We start from the raw sequence: 16,729 nt of genomic DNA, 5'->3' as shown, positions 1-16,729 counted from the left end.
GTTGCGCGGTGAGCGGTGAGCGGTGAGCGGTCAAGCGATGGTGCGACGGAGCGGTTGAGCGGTGGGACACACCGCGGCCGGTGATCACTTCAGGGTGGGAGACGAGGAGCCGTGAGCCGCCGGTTCCCTCGGTCCGCCGGTCGGCTCGACTCCCGGTAGGTCACGCCCGGACGGCGTGCGACGGGCCTCGGCGATCTGGCCGGAAGTCGGTGTCCGTGCTCGGATGATCCCCGGGCGGTATGGACACGGGGCGCCCCGATGTGGTTTATCGGACGGGGGCCCCTGACCGTCAGGGAGTTGACCCCAGGGGGAGAGAACCCGGTGAACAGCATCAACAAGGGGACCGGGAGAGTCCAAGTACAGGTCAAGTGGGACCCGAGCCCGCTCGGCGCGCCGCCCAGCGATCTCGACATCATCGCCGCGACCTATCCGACGGGCGATCGTTACGGTGCGCCCGCGTACCTGGTGCACTTCGACAGCAGGTCGCCCGACGGCACCATCACGCTCAACCGGGACAGCCAGACCGGCCAGGGCCTCGGCTACGACGAGGTGATGACCCTCGAACTGGACCGTCTGGCGGCGCAATTCGGCCGAGTCGTGGTGGGTGTCGCGATCCAGCAGCGCGGCGGCCGGATGACCTTCGGCGATGTCGCGGGCACCGGTTTCCGGATCGCGGAGGGCTATACGAGGCTGTCCGAGGGCGACTTCGGGGTCGTCTCGGACGCGACCGCGGCCACCGTCGCCGAGTTCGTCCGCGACGCGTCGGGGGCGTGGGCGTTCCATGACCACGTCCGCGGCTTCGAGGCCGACCCGGACGAGTTCGCCCGGGTGATGGGCGGCCTCAGGCCCTGACATTCCGCGGGTGCGGACCGCTCACGCCGCTTGGGCGGCCCGCACCCGTCCCTTCCGTACCGCCTTGACCAGCGCCATGTGGTCGCGTTCGTTCTGGTCCGCGTAGCTCTCGGCGAAGCGTGCCACCGCCCGGTCGAAGACGTCTCCCCCGCCGAGGTAGGCGGCCATGGCGACGCGGTCCCCGGATCTGGCGTGGGCGCGGGCGAGGGTGGCGCCGCAGAGTTCGCCGAAGAGCCGCATACCGCGCGGCTCCATCAGTGACGGCTCGGCGATGCCCTTCCAGTCCCGCAACTGCCGTACGTAGAAGTCCCGCTCCTTGCCGTCGATGCCCCGGGTCCGCTGCCAGCCGAGGAAGATGTCGCTGGTGGCCTGCATCAGCCGCTGGCCGGCCACGACCCGCTCGCCCTCGGTGGCGTGGACGGAGGCACCGGCGTGGGCGGCGAGCACCGAGGTGTCCGCCTCCTTGGCCTGGAGGAAGAGCGGGTCGTCGCCGCCGCTGCCCAGCAGGAGCACGATCCAGCACCGGGTGCCGACGCTGCCCACGCCGACGACCTTGCGGGCCATGTCCACCACGGTGAACTGCTCCAGCAGATACTGCCGGTCGGACGGGAGACTTTGCCGGTAGCCGTGGAGCAGCTCGTTGATCCCGTGCTCCAGCTCCGAACGCTCGGCGTCGGGCAGCAGGTCGGCGATCGGGGTGATCAGCGGCGGGGCGGGGGTGATCCGGCGCTCTCCCGCCACCACCCGGGTGAGCTTCTCGAAGGCCTGGAGGTTGTCGCGGGTCCTCGCCTTGGCCATCAGCTCGGAGACCCGCTTGCGGCCGCGGCTGTGCAGCGAACCGGAGACCAGGGCGCGCAGTTGCCCGGTGTCCTGCTGGGCGTACCACACGTCGAGGTTGCCCATTTCGGCGAAGCGGCGGATCCGCTCGCGGTAGGAGCGTACGGCGGCCAGCACCACGCGTTCGCGTTCCCGGTCGGTGTAGCCGTTCTCCCGGCCGGCGATGACGAGGCTGGCGGCCAGGCGTTTGACGTCCCACTCCCAGGGCCCGGGCAGCGTCTCGTCGAAGTCGTTGATGTCGAAGACCAGGTGCCGCTCCGGGGAGGCGAGCAGCCGGAAGTTCACCATGTGCGCGTCACCGCAGAGTTGGGTCCGCAGCCCGGAGGACGGGGTGGTCGCCAGGTCGGCCGCCATGACGGCCGCCGCGCCCCGGTAGAAGCGGAACGGCGACTCGGTCATCCGGCCATAGCGGATGGGCACCAGCTCGGCGACGCGGGTGGCCGACTGCTTCTCGATGGCCTCCACCGGGTCGAAGCGGTCGGCGGCCGGCTCGAAGTCGCCGTGGGCGGATCGCGGCGCGGTGGCGCGCGCCGCCCGGCCCCGGGCGGCCCGCTCCCGGGGGGAGGTCCACCGCCGATCCGGCCGCTCGCGGGTCGGTGTCGTCATCCCGGTGCCTCCTCGGTGGCTCGGCCGCGCCTTCGCGCGGTCCCTCCATCGTGCTGGCGAACGCCGCGATCCGCGCTGCGAGCCGCTCGCCGCGGTCCGGTCCGGCCGGTCCGGGCGATCCGGCGGACACGTGCCGTCGTCATAGTCGGGAGCAAAGAGCCAATAACCGAATCAATGCTCGGAAAGCCTCAGAAAGGACAGACCACCAGTAAGAGGCCCCGCAGTTACGGTGGTAACATCGTCGCGCCTGCTTCCTTGGTCCAAAACGCGAGATGTGCATAAATCCCCGGTTGTCCCCCGATGGAAATCGAGAGCCTTCCGACGGCCCTGCGGCCATGCACTGAACCTCCTTTAGGGGGCGCGTCTCGACTACCCGCAGGACACCGCCAGGAAAGAGACTCATGGATAATTTTTTGCAGGATCCAGCGTTGTGGTGCCTGATCGCGGCCGTGCCGACAGGCGCCGTGATTATCCGTAGGAACAGGAGGGTCATTTCGTCGCAGGCCGACCAGTTAACTCAATGGGAAAGCCGGCTCGCCGACCAGACGGCGGACCACGCGCAGTCGATCGTGGACGCCGAGTCGGCCGCCGAGGAGCGGACCAAGACGGTGCTGAAGTCGGCCACCCGGACGCTTCAGAGCCTGGCCGGTGAGCAGCAGGTGGTGATCGAGAACCTCCAGCGGAAGTACGGCGGCCACCCGGTGCTGCACGAGCTGCTCGAGGTGAACCACGCCAACGCGCAGTTCGCCCGCCGCGCCCAGGCGATCGCGGTGATCTGCGGTGGCTTCCTCGGCCGCCGCAAGGACGCGGCGAGTGTCTACGACGTCATCCGCAGCGCGCAGGGCCAGATCCGCAACTTCGAGCGGGTGCACATCAGGTCGCAGAGCGCCTTCGGCGTGGAGGCCAAGGCGATCAGCGGTGTCGCGCTGGCCGTCGCCGAACTGCTGGCGAACGCCGCCAACTACTCGCGCCCGGACACCGCGATCGAGGTCAACATCCAGCCCGTGCACAACGGGCTCTGCGTCATCATCGACGACTTCGGTGTCGGCATGAGCGACGAGCAGCGCCAGAAGGCCGGCCGGCTGCTGTCGGGCGAATACATTCCGGCCATGTCGGAGCTGGGCAACCCGCCGCAGTTCGGCTTCCCGGTGATCGCCGAACTCTCCCGGCGTTACGGCTTCAGTGTCGATGTCAGCAGCACGTCCCCGTACGGAGGTGTGCGCGCGGTGGTGAGGCTTCCCGAGGACCTTCTGACCGAGCAGAGCGTGGAACCGACCGCGAGCGCGCCGGTGATCACTCCGGTGAGCTCGGGCGGCGGCGCTCCGGAACCCGCCGGTCTCACCGCCAACGGCCTGCCCAAGCGGGCCTCCCGGCAGGCGCCGATGTCGATCGTCCGGGTGGCCGCGGCGCCGGACGACAGCCCGTCCGACGATGACAGCGCGGTCGCCGCCGCCCGCATGGCCGCGCTTGCCCACGGCACGCGTTCCGGCCGCCAGCCCACCGCCGCATACCGTGAGGGGTCGGAAACACAGTGACCACACAAGATCTGTCGTGGATGCTCGAGGACATTGTTTCCAATGTGTCGGGGGCGCGCCACGCCATTCTGCTCTCCGCCGACGGCCTCCGCCGCGGTGCGACCAGTGGTATGAGCGCCGACCTGGCGGACACCATTTCGGCGGCCATGAGCGGAATGCAATCCCTCAGCCGTGCCACCGGCCGGTTCGCCGGCCCGGACGACAATCCGAAATGGCAGCAGACGGTCATTGAGTTCAAGCACGGCTGGATATTTTTGATCGCCGCCGGCCAGGGCGCTTACCTCGCTGTCGCCGCCGCTCCGGACATCGATATGCAGGAGATCACTTTCCGTATGCACCAACTTGTCTCCAAGCTGGGTAAGGAACTCATGACGCCGCCTCGTGAGATGGCTGACAACAAGTGACGGACGAAGCGGATCTGGATCTGACCGGCGAGTTAGTCCGGCCGTATGTCATCACCAACGGCCGGGACCTGCCCTCCGACGAGACCTTCTCGATGACCACCCTGGTCATGGCCGTCGAGAACGCCTCGCAGAGCAGGGTCCTCGCCCCGGAGAGCCGGCACATCCTCGATCTGTGTTCCGGCGGCTATCTCTCGGTCGTGGAGGTGGCCGGGCACACCGGGTTGCCTCTGGGAGTCGTCCGAGTGCTCCTCGCCCAGTTGGCGGAGAGCAGCCTTGTCCAAACGCGTGCAGCGGTTCCCCGAGCCCAGCGCACCGACAGAAAACTTCTCGAGGATGTACTCAATGGCCTCAAGGATCGCTTCGGAGCGTGATGGCGTGTACGTAGGGTCACAGGTGCACACTCTCGTCAAGGTGCTCGTCGTCGGTCATTTCGGCGTCGGGAAAACCACCTACATCGGGAAGATCTCCGAGATCGAACCGCTGCGTACCGAAGAGGTCATCACCCAGGCGAGTACGGGAATCGATGATCTCTCCGGCACGCCGGACAAGAACACAACGACGGTCGCGATGGATTTCGGGCGGCTGACGCTCAGCGACGACCTGGTCCTCTATCTGTTCGGCACCCCGGGCCAGGAGCGTTTCAAAGAGCTGTGGGAGGACCTCTCCATCGGCGCCCTGGGCGCGCTGGTACTGGTCGATCCGAAGAGGCTGGGCGAATCCTTCCCGGTCCTCGACCTGATCGAGCAGTACGCACTGCCGTGTGCCATCGGCGTGAACCACTTCGACGGCACCAAGCCCTATCCCATCGACGAGATCCGCGAGGCCTTGAATCTCCCGGTGGAAACGCCCGTGGTCCCCTGCGACGTGCGTGACCGGAATTCCGCGGTCCAAGCCCTGATCACGCTCGTGACCTATCTGCAGTCCCGCCTCGACGAGGAGTCCCCCAATGCATCAGTCCGCCGGTAGCCACGAGCCCCCGCCCGGCTGCCCCGCACACGGCAGAACGCCGTTGTACGGTCCGGAGTTCGGCGCCGACCCGGAGGGCTACTACGCCTACCTCCGGGAGTTCGGTGCGACCGCCCCCGTCGACATCGCCCCCGGCGTCCCGGTGGAACTCGTCACGAGCTACTCCGCGGCCCTGCGCATCCTGCAGAACCCCAGCACGTTCGTCCGGGACTCGCGCCGCTGGCGCGACCTGAACGAGGGCCGGATACCCGCGGACAGTCCGGCGCTGCCCATGATGGGGTACCGGCCCAACGCGCTCTTCTCCGACGGCGCCGCGCACGCCCGGCTGCGCAACGCGGTGACGGACAGTCTGGCGACCGTCGACGAGCACCGGTTGACCCGGCTGGTGCAGCGGGTCGCCGAATACCTCATCAGCCAGTTCAGCAGCCGCAGCATCGGCAACGCCGATCTGGTGGCCGACTACGCGCAGCAACTGCCGCTGCTGGTCTACAGCGACCTGTTCGGCTGCCCCGCCGACATCGGTGACCGCATCATCCTCGGCATCTCCGGCATCTTCGAGGGCTCCGACGGCGCCAACGAGGTGCTGGGCGGCGCCCTCATGGAGCTGATCGCGCTGAAGCGGCGTCATCCGGGCGACGATGTGACGTCCCGGATGATGCAGCACTCCTCCGGGCTCTCGGACGCCGAGATGGCCAACCAGCTCGTGACGCTGCTCTCCGGCGGTACGGCTCCGCTCCAGTCGCTGATCAGTGTCGGCTCGGCGCTGATGCTCGGCGACGACCGCTATGTGCAGACGCAGAGCTCGGCCGGCCTGCTGGTCGAGGACGCGGTCAACGACGTGCTGTGGAACTACGCCCCGATCGCCAACTACGCCGTCCACTACCCGGTGCACGACGTGGAGTTGGACGGCAAGGTGCTCAAGGCCGACGACCCGGTGGTGATCAGCTTCGCGGCCGCCAACACCGACCCGGCGCTGGCCCAGGACCGGGCGCTGTCCGGCGGTCGCGCGCACCTCGCGTTCGGCGCGGGGCCGCATGTCTGCCCCGCCAAGGACCCGGCCATGGTGATCGCCGTGACGGCCATCGAGACGCTGCTCAACCGGCTGCCCGACATCGAGCTGCGGATCGATCTGAAGGACCTGAGCTGGGTGCCGGCCCCGTGGAGCCGTTCCCTGATCACCCTTCCGGTCCGGTTCACGCCCAGGGCTCCGCAGGTCCGGCAGGCGCCGCAGAGCGCGGGCTCCGGCGCGGGCGCGGGGCGGCCCTCGGCACCCGCCGCGTCGGCCAAGAACACCCGCTGGAGCAAGTTCCTCACGTGGCTCAACGGAGGCGTGTGACCTATACAACAGTCTGCCACCGGGGCACCGTTGTATGCGCTTTTAACCAGGTGGGTAGGGACGACCAGCCCATCTACGTGATCCCTTGAAGGAGCCGTCCTCGTGGAGCCCGCGACAACTCCGCACATCGACCGGCGTTCAGTGGTATCGGTCTTCTCCAGACTTCGGACCTCGAAGGGGCAGACCAACCCTTCCCCGCTGTACGGGGAACTCCGGACGATGGGCGGCATCATCCCGGCTCCATGGGGCGGGTACCTCGTCACCTCCTTCGACCTGTGCGACCAAGTCCTCCGGGACCGGGACTGGCTGGAGCCGGACGCCCGGTGGCGGGCCCGCCAGGGCGAGGGGACGCGCTGGAACGCGGTCTCCTCCCGGGAGATGAGCAGGACGCTCGCCGGGCTCAACCCGCCGGACCACACCCGGGTCCGGCGTTCGGTGGGCACCATGTTCGACCGGACCGCGCTGCTGGCGCTGCGGACCTCCATATCCGACATCACCGGCGGCCTGCTCGACCGGCTCGCCGGCCGCCTCCACGACGGCGAGGCGGACTTCCACGACCTGGTCAGCGAGGAGCTGCCGGTGCTGACCATCGGCCGCTGGCTCGGGCTGCCGGCCGCCGACTACCCCTACTTGCGCGAGCTCACCCACGACCAGGTGTTCGCCCAGGAGCTGCTCCCCTCGGCCAGCCAGCTCGCCCGCTCCGACGCGGCGACCAAGCAGCTCCGCTCCTACTTCACCGCCCTGGTCCGCGAACGCCGGGGGCGTCCGGGCGCCGACCCGATCTCCGGCTGGATACGTGTCTGGGACGCGATGGAGGCCGACCGCGAAGCCGCCGACGAGGGGGTCTACTTCCTCGCCCTCTTCGTCCTGCTCGCGGCCCTGGAGACGACCTCGACGCTGCTGTCCACCATGATGTGGCTGCTGCTGAAGCACCAGCGGCAGTGGGACTGGCTGCGCGCCCACCCCGACCATGTGCCGGGAGCGGTCGAGGAGGTGCTGCGCTACGACTCCCCCACCCATGTCATCTCCCGGGTGGCCGCCGCCGACGGCGTCCTGGCCGGCTTCCCGGTGGCCGCGGACGAGATGGTGCACCTGATGGTCGGGGCCGCCAACCACGACCCGGACAAGCACCTGGACGCCCACCTCTTCGACGTCCGCCGCCGGGCCGCCCACCTCAGCTTCAGCGGCGGCATCCACTACTGTCTCGGCGCGCCGCTGGCCCGCCTTGAGGCCCAGACCCTGCTGCACGGCATGCTCAGCCGCTTCCCTTACGCCACCCTGGTCCGCGAGCCGGTATGGGCGCCGCGGGTGGCCTTCCGCCGCATCATGTCGCTGCCGATAGCCCGAGTCTGAGGTGTCCGTGACCCCCGAAAGCCCAGCCGTCAGCGCTGCCCCGGAGTTCCCCGCCAAGGAGCTGCGGATCACCCGCGCCGGCCCGGTGCTCCACGCCGAACTCGACAGCCCCGGAACCGGCAACGCGCTCACCGACGCCACGCTGGACGATCTGCTCGCCCTGCTGGAGGGTGTCAGGACCCGGCCGGAGATCCGTGTCCTGGTGCTCTCCGGCGCGGGCGGCGACTTCTGTGTGGGCGCCGACCGGGGCGAACTCCAGTCCTCGCTCGTCGCCGATCCGGGCGGGGCCGAGCTGCGCGGACTCGCCGAGAAGGCCCGCCGCGTCTGCGAGGCCCTGGAGAGCACCCACGCGGTGACCATCGCCCGGCTCCAGGGCAAGGTGATCGGCGCGGGGCTCGGCCTCGCGCTCTTCTGCGATCTGCGCGCCGCGGCCGACGACTGCCTCTTCCGGCTCCCCGAACTGGCGCTCGGGCTGCCGCCCGCCTGGGCCGGCATGCTGCCCCGGCTGCTCGCGGAGGCGGGAGCGGCCAGGATCCGGGAGCTGATCATGACCTGCGCGACCTTCGACGCGGCCACCGCGGCCGGCCTGTCGATCGTCCACAAGGTCGTCCCGGCCGGCGAGCTCGACAACGCGGTGGACGCGTGGGTCAGCCCCCTGGTCCGCCGCCCTCCCGAGGCCCTGCTGCTGGCCAAGGTCATGTTCAACGCCTACGCCAGGGCGGGGCGTCTCATGGACGGCTCGCTGCTCGATCCGCATCTGTTCTCGGCGGCACTGGCTGCCCGGCAGCACGGGGGATAGGTTTCCTGGCATGGCCTGGAAACGAACGTTCAACCGAGCGCTGACCGGACTCACCGGCTACGAGCTGCGCCGCGCCAAGCGGCCCGCGGCCGCTTCGCCTCCGGGGCGCGCGCGGTCCGCCCAGTCGGCCCGGCCGGCCCAATCGGCCCAGTCAGCACTGCCCGTGCCCCCCAAAGCGCCGGCCCCGCCGAAGCTGCCGGCCGACTACGACGACGAGGCGCGCCGGATCATCACCGAGGTCAGGCCGTACACCATGACCTCGCCCGAGCGGCTGAACGCCTTCATCCTGGCCGTCAGGTACGTCAACCGGCATCGCATACCCGGCGCCATCGTCGAGTGCGGGGTCTGGCGGGGCGGCAGTATGCAGGCCGCGGCGCAGACCCTGCTGTCGGTCGGCGAGAGCGACCGCGACCTCTATCTCTTCGACACCTTCGAGGGCATGCCGCCGCCCACCGACCGCGACCTGCGCCGCGACGGCGAGGCCGCCGCCGACCTGCTGGCCAAGCAGGGGAAGGACCGTCCCATCTGGGCCGTCGCCACCCTGGACGACGTCCAGCAGGGCTTCCGGCAGGTCCCGTACCCGCGGGAGCGGGTGCACTACGTGCAGGGGCTGGTCGAGGAGACCGTCCCGGCCGCCGCTCCCGAGCAGATCGCGATCCTCCGGCTGGACACCGACTGGTACGCGTCCACCCGGCACGAGTTGGAGCACCTCTACCCGCGACTGGCCTCCGGCGGGGTCCTCCTCATCGACGACTACGGCTGGTGGCAGGGGTCGCGGGAGGCGGTCGACGAGTTCCTGGAGAAGACCGGCGCGCGTCTGCTCCTGCTCCGGATGGACGAGGGCCGGGTCGCGGTGAAGCCGTAGCGCCACCGCTCGCGGGCGATCGATTGTTTCGCCGGGACGTCCGGCGCGCCAAGGCGCTGTTACGGGTTCGCCGATTTCCGGGCGTGAACCCGACACGGCGGTAAGCCGCCAACGGGCCGCGTTGACCGGGCGGACGGCCCACCGGGATCTTGTGTTCACCCCGTGTCGGCCAACCTGTGAACGGCGGCGCGGTCCAGCACCATCGGATCCCTCTGGAGACGTCCTTTGCCCGCGATACCCCCGCCTGCGCCCGATCCGGCTGGGAGCGCTCCCAGGCGTGTTGCCGCGAGATCCGCGGCCACCGCCGTGCTCGCGCTCCTCGCCCTGCTCGCCGTCCTGCTGCCGCAGAGCGCCGCCGCCGACTCCGCCGCCACCGGCGCCCCGTCCGGCGGCGTCGCCGCGGAACCGCTGTGCGGCGCCGCCAAGCCCGGCTCGTTCACCTGCTTCTCCTTCCGCCGTACCGATGTCCGCCGGGCGCTCGGCCTTCAGCGGGCCGGGGCCGCGACGGCCCCCGACGGCCTCTCACCGGCCGACCTGCACTCGGCGTACAGCCTGCCCACCGACGGCGGGGCCGGCGCCACCATCGCGATCGTCGACGCCTACGACGACCCGACCGCCGCCGCCGACCTGGCGGTCTACCGGCAGCAGTACGGGCTGCCCGCCTGCACCGCGGAGAGCGGCTGCTTCCGCAAGGTCGACGAGCGCGGCGGGGCCGACTACCCGCAGCCCGACGACGGCTGGGCCGGCGAGATCTCGCTCGACCTCGACATGGTCTCCGCGATCGCCCCGGAAGCGAACATCCTGCTGGTCGAGGCGGACGACACCACCATGGACTCGCTGGGCGGCGCGGTGAACACCGCGGTCGCGCTCGGCGCGCAGTACGTCTCCAACTCCTACGGCGCCTACACCGACGACCCGAGTGAACCGGCCGCGGACGCGGCGTACTTCGACCACCCCGGCACGGCCGTGGTGTTCTCCTCGGGCGACGGCGGCTACGGCGTCAGCTACCCGGCCTCCTCCCCCTATGTGACCTCCGTCGGCGGCACCTCGCTGACCCGCGACGGCAGCGGGCGCGGCTGGCAGGAGTCGGTGTGGAACTCGGTCGTCAACCACAGTGACGGCAGCAGCACCTGGGGCGCCCCCGGCTCCGGCTGCTCGGCGGTCGAGACCAAGCCCGCCTTCCAGACGGACGCGGGCTGCACCGGCCGGACCGTCGCGGACGTGAGCGCGGTCGCCGACCCGGAGACGGGTGTCGCGGTCTACAACTCCTTCTCCGACGGCGGCTGGAACGTGTACGGCGGCACCAGCGCCTCCGCGCCGATCGTCGCCGGCGCCTACGCCCTGGCGGGCCGCCCGGTCGCGGGCACCTACCCGAACTCCTACCCCTACCAGACCCGTTCGGCGCTGAACGACGTGACGACCGGTGACAACGCCAGTTGCCCGCAGTCGGCGCAGTGCGGTTTCGGCACCACGCCCGACTGCGATCCGGCCTATCTGTGCGCCGCGCAGCCCGGCTACGACGCGCCGACCGGTCTCGGCACCCCCAACGGCCTGGCCGCCTTCAAGCCGGGACCGCACGCCTCGGTGCACGGCACGGTGACCGACGCGGCCACCGGCCGGCCGGTGGCCGGCGCCGCCGTCGACGTGGGTGACTACCACACCACCACCGGGAAGGACGGCGGCTATCGGCTGGACATCCCGGCCGGCGACTACCCGGCGAAGGCCGGCGCCTTCGGCTACGCCGACCTGGACCTCGGCACTCTCGACCTGCCCGACGGCACCGACCTGGCCAAGGACATCGCGCTGACGGCGGTGCCGTCGCAGAGCGTCTCCGGCACCGTCAAGGACAGCGGCCACGGCTGGGGCGTCTACGCCAAGATCACTCTGGACGGCGTGCCCGGCGAGACCTTCAGCGACCCGGCGACCGGCGCCTACCGGATCGCGGTGCCGATGAACCGCGACTACACCCTGCACGCCGATCCGCTCGTCGCCGGCTACCAGCCGGTGACCCGGACCGTCACCGTGGCCGCCACGCCGCTCTCCGGAGTGGACCTGGTGCCGGACCTCAACAGCCACGGCGCCCTGCCGGCCGGCTACCGGATCGGCTACCACGGCGGTGAGCAGCAGCACTTCGACGCGGCGACCACCCCCGCGGGCTGGACGGTGAAGAACAACACCCCGGCCGGCGGCTGGCAGTTCGACGACTCCCTCAACCGCGGCAACCAGACCGGCGGCACCGGGCACTTCGCCGGTGTCGACGACTTCGCCCTCGGCTGGGCGCCGGTCGACACCGAACTCATCAGCCCTTCCTACGACTTCAGCGCGGAGAAGACACCGCAGCTCGACTTCGAGAACGCGCTGCCCTCGCTCTACCGGCTGGACGGCGCGGTCGCCGACGTCGATGTCAGCACCGACGGCGGCGGCGACTGGACGACCGTCTGGCACCACGAGGACATCGTGCCGGGCCCCTCGCACGAAAGCGTGCCGCTGGACGCCTACGCGGGTAAGTCCTCGGTCCGGATCCGCTTCCACTACACCGGCAGCCTGACCGGTATCTGGGAGGTGGACGACGTGGCCATCGGCACCCGCAGCCTCCAGGCGCTGCCCGGCGGTCTGCTCGTCGGCCACGTCACCGACGCCAACACCGGCGCCGGAGTGCCGGGCGCGACCGTGACCAGTGTCGCGGCGCCCGCCGACACCACCCGCGCGGTGCTCTCACCCGGTGACCCGGCGGTCGCCGACGGCCTCTACCGGCTCTTCTCCGGTCTCACCGGGAGCCGCGGCTTCACCGCCGATCTGGCCGCCTTCGGCTACCCCGCGGTCACCGGCAAGGTGAAGGTCGTGGCCGACCAGGCCACGACGCTCGACTTCGCCCTGCACCCGGGGAAGCTGACCGCCGCCGAGTCCTCGCTGTCGGCCTCGGTCGCCTGGGGAAGCACCAAGACGGTGAGTGTGACGCTGACCAACAGCGGCGGCTCGCCGGTCGACCTCACCCTCGGCGAGCAGGATCTCGGCGGCGCCGCCACCGCGGCCGCCGTCTCGCCCGGCACCTCGGCGCCGACCCGGATCACCCCCGACTCGGCCGCGCCGCGCGCCACCGGGAAGACCGCCTCGGTGACCGCCACCAGGTCCGCGGCGACCACCGCGGCCCAGGGCTGGCGGTCGCTCGCCGATCTGCCGACCGCCGTCTCCGGCGGCCTGGCCGCGGTGAACGACGGGGTGCTCTACGCCGGCCTCGGCGCCACCGCGGGCGGCACCTGGAGCAAGGACTTCTGGTCCTACGACCAGGCCGCCGGCGCCTGGCACCCGCTGGCCTCGCCGGTCACCAAGCGGTTCGCCCCCGCCTACGGCTTCATCCGCGGCAAGCTCTATGTCGCGGGCGGCCGTGACGAGGCCGGCCGGGGCATCCCGGGCGGCGAGGTCTACGACCCGGCCACCGACACCTGGGCGCAGATCGCTGACGCGCCGATCGGGTACGGCGGCTCCAGCTTCGGTGTGGCGGGCGACCAGCTGTACGTCATCGGCGGCTGTGACATCGCCATCGGCTGCGGCACCACCGATGTGCAGATCTACCACCCGGCCACCGACACCTGGTCGATCGGCAAGCCCTACCCGGAGCCGATCTCGTACTCCGCGTGCGGCACCGTCGAGGGGACGCTGACCTGTGCCGGCGGCGCCTACGAGCCGGCCGACGGCGCGGCCCGGGACACCGCGGACACCTACCGGCTCGACACCGCGACCGGAGCCTGGAAGCGAGTCACCGACGCCCCGGCGCCCTTCTGGGGCGGGGCCGGGACCAGCGCGGACGGCCGGCTGCTGGTGGCCGGCGGCGCGCAGGTCGAGACCGCCAGCACGACCGGTCAGTCCGCTGCCTACGACCCGGCCGCCGACTCCTGGTCGGCGCTGCCGGGACTGCCGCAGCCGCTGCTGCTAGCGCAGGCCGCGCCGGGCTGGTACGTACTCGGCGGCGAGAGCGCCGACGGCTCCACCACGGCGTCGGCGGAGCAGCTTCCCGGCTGGGACGCCGCGCACCCGGACGTGCCGTGGCTGTCGGAGAGCGCCACCTCGCTCACCCTCAAGGGCGGCAGGTCCGCCACGGTCAAGCTGACCCTCGACGCCTCCGCGATGGGTGCGGCCGACTACGGCGACCACCGGGCCGCCCTGGTGGTCGACAGCGACTCCCCGTACGCGTCGCTGACCGTCCCGGTCACCATGTCGGTGACCGCGCCGGCCGGCTGGGGGCAGCTCTCGGGCACCGTCGCCTCCTCCGCCGACGGCACACCGCTGCCCGGCGCGGTGGTGGAGGTCGACTCCAAGAACGGCGGCACCGGCCTCACCACCGACGCCCAGGGCGGCTACCGGCTGTGGCGGCCGGTCTCCGACGGCGCGCTGACGGTCATCGTCGCCGCTGACGACTACCGGCCGGCCACCCGTACGGTCAAGCTCGTCAAGGGAGGTGCGGTCACCGCGGACTTCGCGCTGGCGCCGCGGTAGCGGCACGCCGGGTGACCGGCGGTGCGGGATCGGGGCCGCGACGACTGTCTGACGGTGGTCGCGGCCCCGACGCGCGGGCGGCTCAGCGCTGCGGCTGCCACCAGCCGCGGCCGGCCGCCAGGACCCCGGCCTGGAACCGGCTGCCCGCGCCGAGCCGTACCAGCAGCGCCTGCACCCGGCGCTGCACCGTCCGCAGGCCGATGCCCAGTTGGCGGGCGATCGCCTCGTCGGACAGGCCGACCGCGAGCAGCGACAGGATGCGCCGTTCGTCCTCGGTCAGCGCGCCGGCCGGCTCGCTCTCGGTGATCCCCGCGGTCACATAGAGCTGGGCCTGCTGCCACAGCGTCTCGAAGAGCGCCGACAGCGCGTCCAGCAGCGCCGAAGGACGCACCAGGATGCAGGAGTCGAGCACTTGGGGGGTCGCCACCAGCGGGATCAGCCCGGCCTGCTCGTCGGAGAGGATGATCTTCATCGGGGCGTGCGGCAGGATCCGCACCTCTTCGCCGTGGGCCAGGTCGTGCTCGATCCGCCCGATGGTGCCGGGCAGGGTCAGATTGTCCTGGCCGTAGATGAAGCGGGTACGCACGCCCCGGGAGTGCACGTTGGCGCTCGAGTTCACCGAGGAGCCGTCCTTGGCCTGCGCGTACGGCGGTGCGTCGATGCCCCGGACCTCGCGCTCGGCGCTGTTGAACAACTGCTGGCCGCACCGGGCCACCCCCTCGGGTCCGGTGATCACCTCGATCAGCGCCGCCGCGTCCTGCCCGATCCGGCCCTTGCGGTGCTTCTCCGCGAGCCACTGGGTGAGCGCGCGGACCCGTCGGATGTCCCGTTCGCCGGCCAGCAGGAGCACTTCGATGGCGTGCTCGGGGGGCAGCGCCGTCCACCGGGTCGGTTTGCCGGACAGCCGGGATATCAGCCCCCGGTCCTCCAGCCGGGTCAACGCGCCCTTGAGGGTGTCGTGTTCGACGCCGCTGCGGCCCACCAACTCGTCCATGCCCAGCGCGGGCCCGTCCAGCAAAGCGAAGTACGCCGTCTCCTGCCAGTGATCCAGTCCCAGCACCTCCAGCAACGTGCCACCCCTCCCTGTGCATGCCTCACCCACCTCGCGACCCCATCCTGCCCCGAGTCCCCCGGGTCCGACACCGTCGGGGTCAGTGGGCTTCGTCGCAGGTCGTCGCGGGTCGTCGGGGCCCATCGCAGGCCGTCGCGGGCGGTCGCGGCCCGTCGCGGGCCGCCGGGGATGGGACCGGGGAGGGAGCCGTCCGGCTGCGGCCGGGTCAGCCCAGGGTGGAGGCGGAGACGCGGGGCCGGCCGGCCCCGATGAAGAAGATGCCCGGGTAGCCCGCGGTGGAGAAGCCGTGGCTGGGGTTTCCGGTCAGGGTCGAGGACTCGATCGCCAGGGTGCCGCTGTGGTCGTTGCTGACGTAGAAGAGCGCGCCGCCGCCCTCCTTGGCGTCGTTGTGCTTGATGACCGAGCCGGCCACCCGGACGGTGTACTGGTTGCCGTCGGTGTAGATCGCCCCGCCGCTGCCGCCGCCCGGCGTGCCGCCCCTGGCCGGGTTCGCGCCGTCGCCGATGGCGTTGTTGTAGCTCAGCACGCTGTTCAGCACCACCCAGGAGACACCGATACTGCTGAGCGCCCCGCCGTTGGAGCAGGAGCCGCCCTCGCCGGGGGCGCCGCCGAAGGTGCTGTCGGTGATGTAGACGGGCAGCCCGTGGTACTGGTCGAGGACGCGGATCGCCGCGCCGCCGAGGTCCGGACCGGTGCTGTCGCAGCGGTTGCGTACGAAGCGGGTGTGCACGGCCTTGAACCGGCCGCCCCTGACGAGGATCGCGCCGCCGCCCCCGCCCTCGGCGGTGTCGCCGGTGGAGTTTCCGTCGGCGAAGGTGATGTTCTGGACGGTGAGTTCGGGTTCGCTCTGGTCCTGGCAGTGCGAGGTGGTCCAGCCCTGTGCCTGGTCGCAGGTGTCCATGTAGAGGATGCGCCGCTTGCCGCCGCCGCTGAGCGTGACCTTCCCGCCGCCGTCCAGCACGACCCGCGGCGCGGCCGCGTTGACGACCTTCGCGGTGGCGGCCATGGTGATCACCACCGGCCGCGGGCCGCAGGAGAAGGTGATCACGCCGCCCGCGGCGACGGCGGCGACCACGGCGGCCGATGTGCAGCTCGCGGCGGTGCCGTGGCCTATCGTGCGGGCCGGGTGCGAGGTGTCGACGGCGGACGCCTCGGCGGGCACCGCCGCGTGACCGGCCGGATTGCCGGCGTCGAGCGGTCCGCCGGAGGCCGTGGCCGGGCGGGTGGGGGGAGCGGTTCTGCGCGGGCGGCTGGCCGGCTTGCCGATCCCCGCCACCACGGCGGCACTCGGGGTGGCGGCGGCGGCCGTGGGGGTGGGGCGGGTGGTGGACCCGGCGCTGGGCGTCGGACCGGCGGACGCGTCCGCCCCGCCGGAGGGGGTGCCACAGCCCGCCAGCAGAACGCCGGTTGTCAGGCAGCCGAGCAGAGACAGTGCGGCGCGCGTGGACGACATCGCCCGATGCTAGCCGGTGCCGGTGCGGCCGTGTCGATCGGCCCGGACCGGGCGGGCACCGTGAGGCGGCGGCCCAGCCGGGGCGGAAAGGGCCGTTCCCGCCCCACCTGTCGGTGCGGGGCGGGAACGCCTGCTACACAATCAGGTTGTGACGGCC

General features: G+C 71.4%; 13 protein-coding genes. 10 read left to right on the top strand and 3 right to left on the bottom strand.

Annotation, left to right across the window (positions count from 1 at the left end):
- Nucleotides 1–258: 258 nt before the first annotated feature.
- Nucleotides 259–852 (top strand): TerD family protein, encoded by a 594-nt coding sequence (locus tag OG519_RS32525; protein WP_405591695.1) that lies wholly within the window; start codon nt 259–261, stop codon nt 850–852.
- Between the two features lie 21 nt (nt 853–873).
- Here OG519_RS32525 and OG519_RS32520 read toward each other — a convergent pair whose 3' ends face one another.
- Nucleotides 874–2,295 (bottom strand): DUF2252 domain-containing protein, encoded by a 1,422-nt coding sequence (locus OG519_RS32520; RefSeq protein ID WP_405591692.1) that lies wholly within the window; start codon nt 2,293–2,295, stop codon nt 874–876.
- Nucleotides 2,296–2,696: 401 nt separating this feature from the next.
- On the opposite strand from OG519_RS32520, the gene OG519_RS32515 reads away from it, so the two are divergent.
- From OG519_RS32515 to OG519_RS32475, 9 genes are all read left to right on the top strand, one after another.
- Nucleotides 2,697–3,830 carry an ATP-binding protein gene (locus OG519_RS32515; RefSeq protein WP_405591689.1) on the top strand — a complete coding sequence of 378 codons (1,134 nt, stop codon included), beginning with the start codon at nt 2,697–2,699 and terminating at the stop codon, nt 3,828–3,830.
- A gap of 20 nt (nt 3,831–3,850) precedes the next feature.
- Nucleotides 3,851–4,234, top strand: coding sequence for a roadblock/LC7 domain-containing protein (locus OG519_RS32510; protein ID WP_405591686.1), 384 nt, complete (start codon nt 3,851–3,853; stop codon nt 4,232–4,234).
- Nucleotides 4,231–4,605: a DUF742 domain-containing protein gene (locus OG519_RS32505; protein ID WP_405591683.1), complete on the top strand. Its 375-nt coding sequence runs from the start codon at nt 4,231–4,233 to the stop codon at nt 4,603–4,605. The genes OG519_RS32510 and OG519_RS32505 overlap by 4 nt, the downstream gene beginning before the upstream one ends.
- The gene (locus OG519_RS32500; protein ID WP_405591680.1) at nt 4,577–5,200 is read left to right on the top strand and encodes a GTP-binding protein; all 624 of its coding nucleotides are present in this window, start codon (nt 4,577–4,579) and stop codon (nt 5,198–5,200) included. Before OG519_RS32505 ends, OG519_RS32500 begins: the two co-directional genes overlap by 29 nt.
- Nucleotides 5,181–6,536 carry a cytochrome P450 gene (locus OG519_RS32495; RefSeq protein WP_405591677.1) on the top strand — a complete coding sequence of 452 codons (1,356 nt, stop codon included), beginning with the start codon at nt 5,181–5,183 and terminating at the stop codon, nt 6,534–6,536. The genes OG519_RS32500 and OG519_RS32495 overlap by 20 nt, the downstream gene beginning before the upstream one ends.
- A 102-nt stretch (nt 6,537–6,638) precedes the next feature.
- Complete coding sequence (locus OG519_RS32490) at nt 6,639–7,889, top strand: cytochrome P450 (protein WP_405591674.1); 1,251 nt, start codon at nt 6,639–6,641, stop codon at nt 7,887–7,889.
- A gap of 1 nt (nt 7,890) precedes the next feature.
- The gene (locus OG519_RS32485; RefSeq protein WP_405591671.1) at nt 7,891–8,688 is read left to right on the top strand and encodes an enoyl-CoA hydratase/isomerase family protein; all 798 of its coding nucleotides are present in this window, start codon (nt 7,891–7,893) and stop codon (nt 8,686–8,688) included.
- Nucleotides 8,689–8,698: 10 nt separating this feature from the next.
- Entirely contained in the window at nt 8,699–9,553 is an 855-nt protein-coding gene (locus OG519_RS32480) for a TylF/MycF/NovP-related O-methyltransferase (RefSeq protein ID WP_405591668.1), read from the top strand.
- A gap of 306 nt (nt 9,554–9,859) precedes the next feature.
- A complete protein-coding gene (locus OG519_RS32475; protein ID WP_405591665.1) occupies nt 9,860–14,047 on the top strand; it encodes a carboxypeptidase regulatory-like domain-containing protein in 4,188 nt (1,395 codons plus the stop codon).
- Between the two features lie 82 nt (nt 14,048–14,129).
- Here the strand turns inward: OG519_RS32475 and OG519_RS32470 are convergent, their stop codons facing one another.
- Together OG519_RS32470 and OG519_RS32465 are read right to left on the bottom strand one after the other, a co-directional pair.
- Nucleotides 14,130–15,107, bottom strand: coding sequence for a helix-turn-helix domain-containing protein (locus OG519_RS32470; protein WP_405591662.1), 978 nt, complete (start codon nt 15,105–15,107; stop codon nt 14,130–14,132).
- Between the two features lie 217 nt (nt 15,108–15,324).
- A complete protein-coding gene (locus tag OG519_RS32465) occupies nt 15,325–16,572 on the bottom strand; it encodes a hypothetical protein (RefSeq protein ID WP_405591661.1) in 1,248 nt (415 codons plus the stop codon).
- Nucleotides 16,573–16,729: the final 157 nt, after the last annotated feature.

The organism is Streptomyces sp. NBC_01190, from assembly GCF_045039895.1.
Lineage (GTDB): Bacteria > Actinomycetota > Actinomycetes > Streptomycetales > Streptomycetaceae > Actinacidiphila.
This window is presented reverse-complemented; position numbering and strand designations above follow the sequence as displayed.

Bases quoted from the DNA above. Each gene is read 5' to 3' on its own strand.
- OG519_RS32525 (WP_405591695.1), top strand. From the start codon at position 259: ATGTGGTTTATCGGACGGGGGCCCCTGACCGTCAGGGAGTTGACCCCA.
- OG519_RS32520 (WP_405591692.1), bottom strand. From the start codon at position 2,295: ATGACGACACCGACCCGCGAGCGGCCGGATCGGCGGTGGACCTCCCCC.
- OG519_RS32515 (WP_405591689.1), top strand. From the start codon at position 2,697: ATGGATAATTTTTTGCAGGATCCAGCGTTGTGGTGCCTGATCGCGGCC.
- OG519_RS32510 (WP_405591686.1), top strand. From the start codon at position 3,851: ATGCTCGAGGACATTGTTTCCAATGTGTCGGGGGCGCGCCACGCCATT.
- OG519_RS32500 (WP_405591680.1), top strand. From the start codon at position 4,577: ATGGCCTCAAGGATCGCTTCGGAGCGTGATGGCGTGTACGTAGGGTCA.
- OG519_RS32495 (WP_405591677.1), top strand. From the start codon at position 5,181: ATGCATCAGTCCGCCGGTAGCCACGAGCCCCCGCCCGGCTGCCCCGCA.
- OG519_RS32480 (WP_405591668.1), top strand. From the start codon at position 8,699: ATGGCCTGGAAACGAACGTTCAACCGAGCGCTGACCGGACTCACCGGC.
- OG519_RS32465 (WP_405591661.1), bottom strand. From the start codon at position 16,572: ATGTCGTCCACGCGCGCCGCACTGTCTCTGCTCGGCTGCCTGACAACC.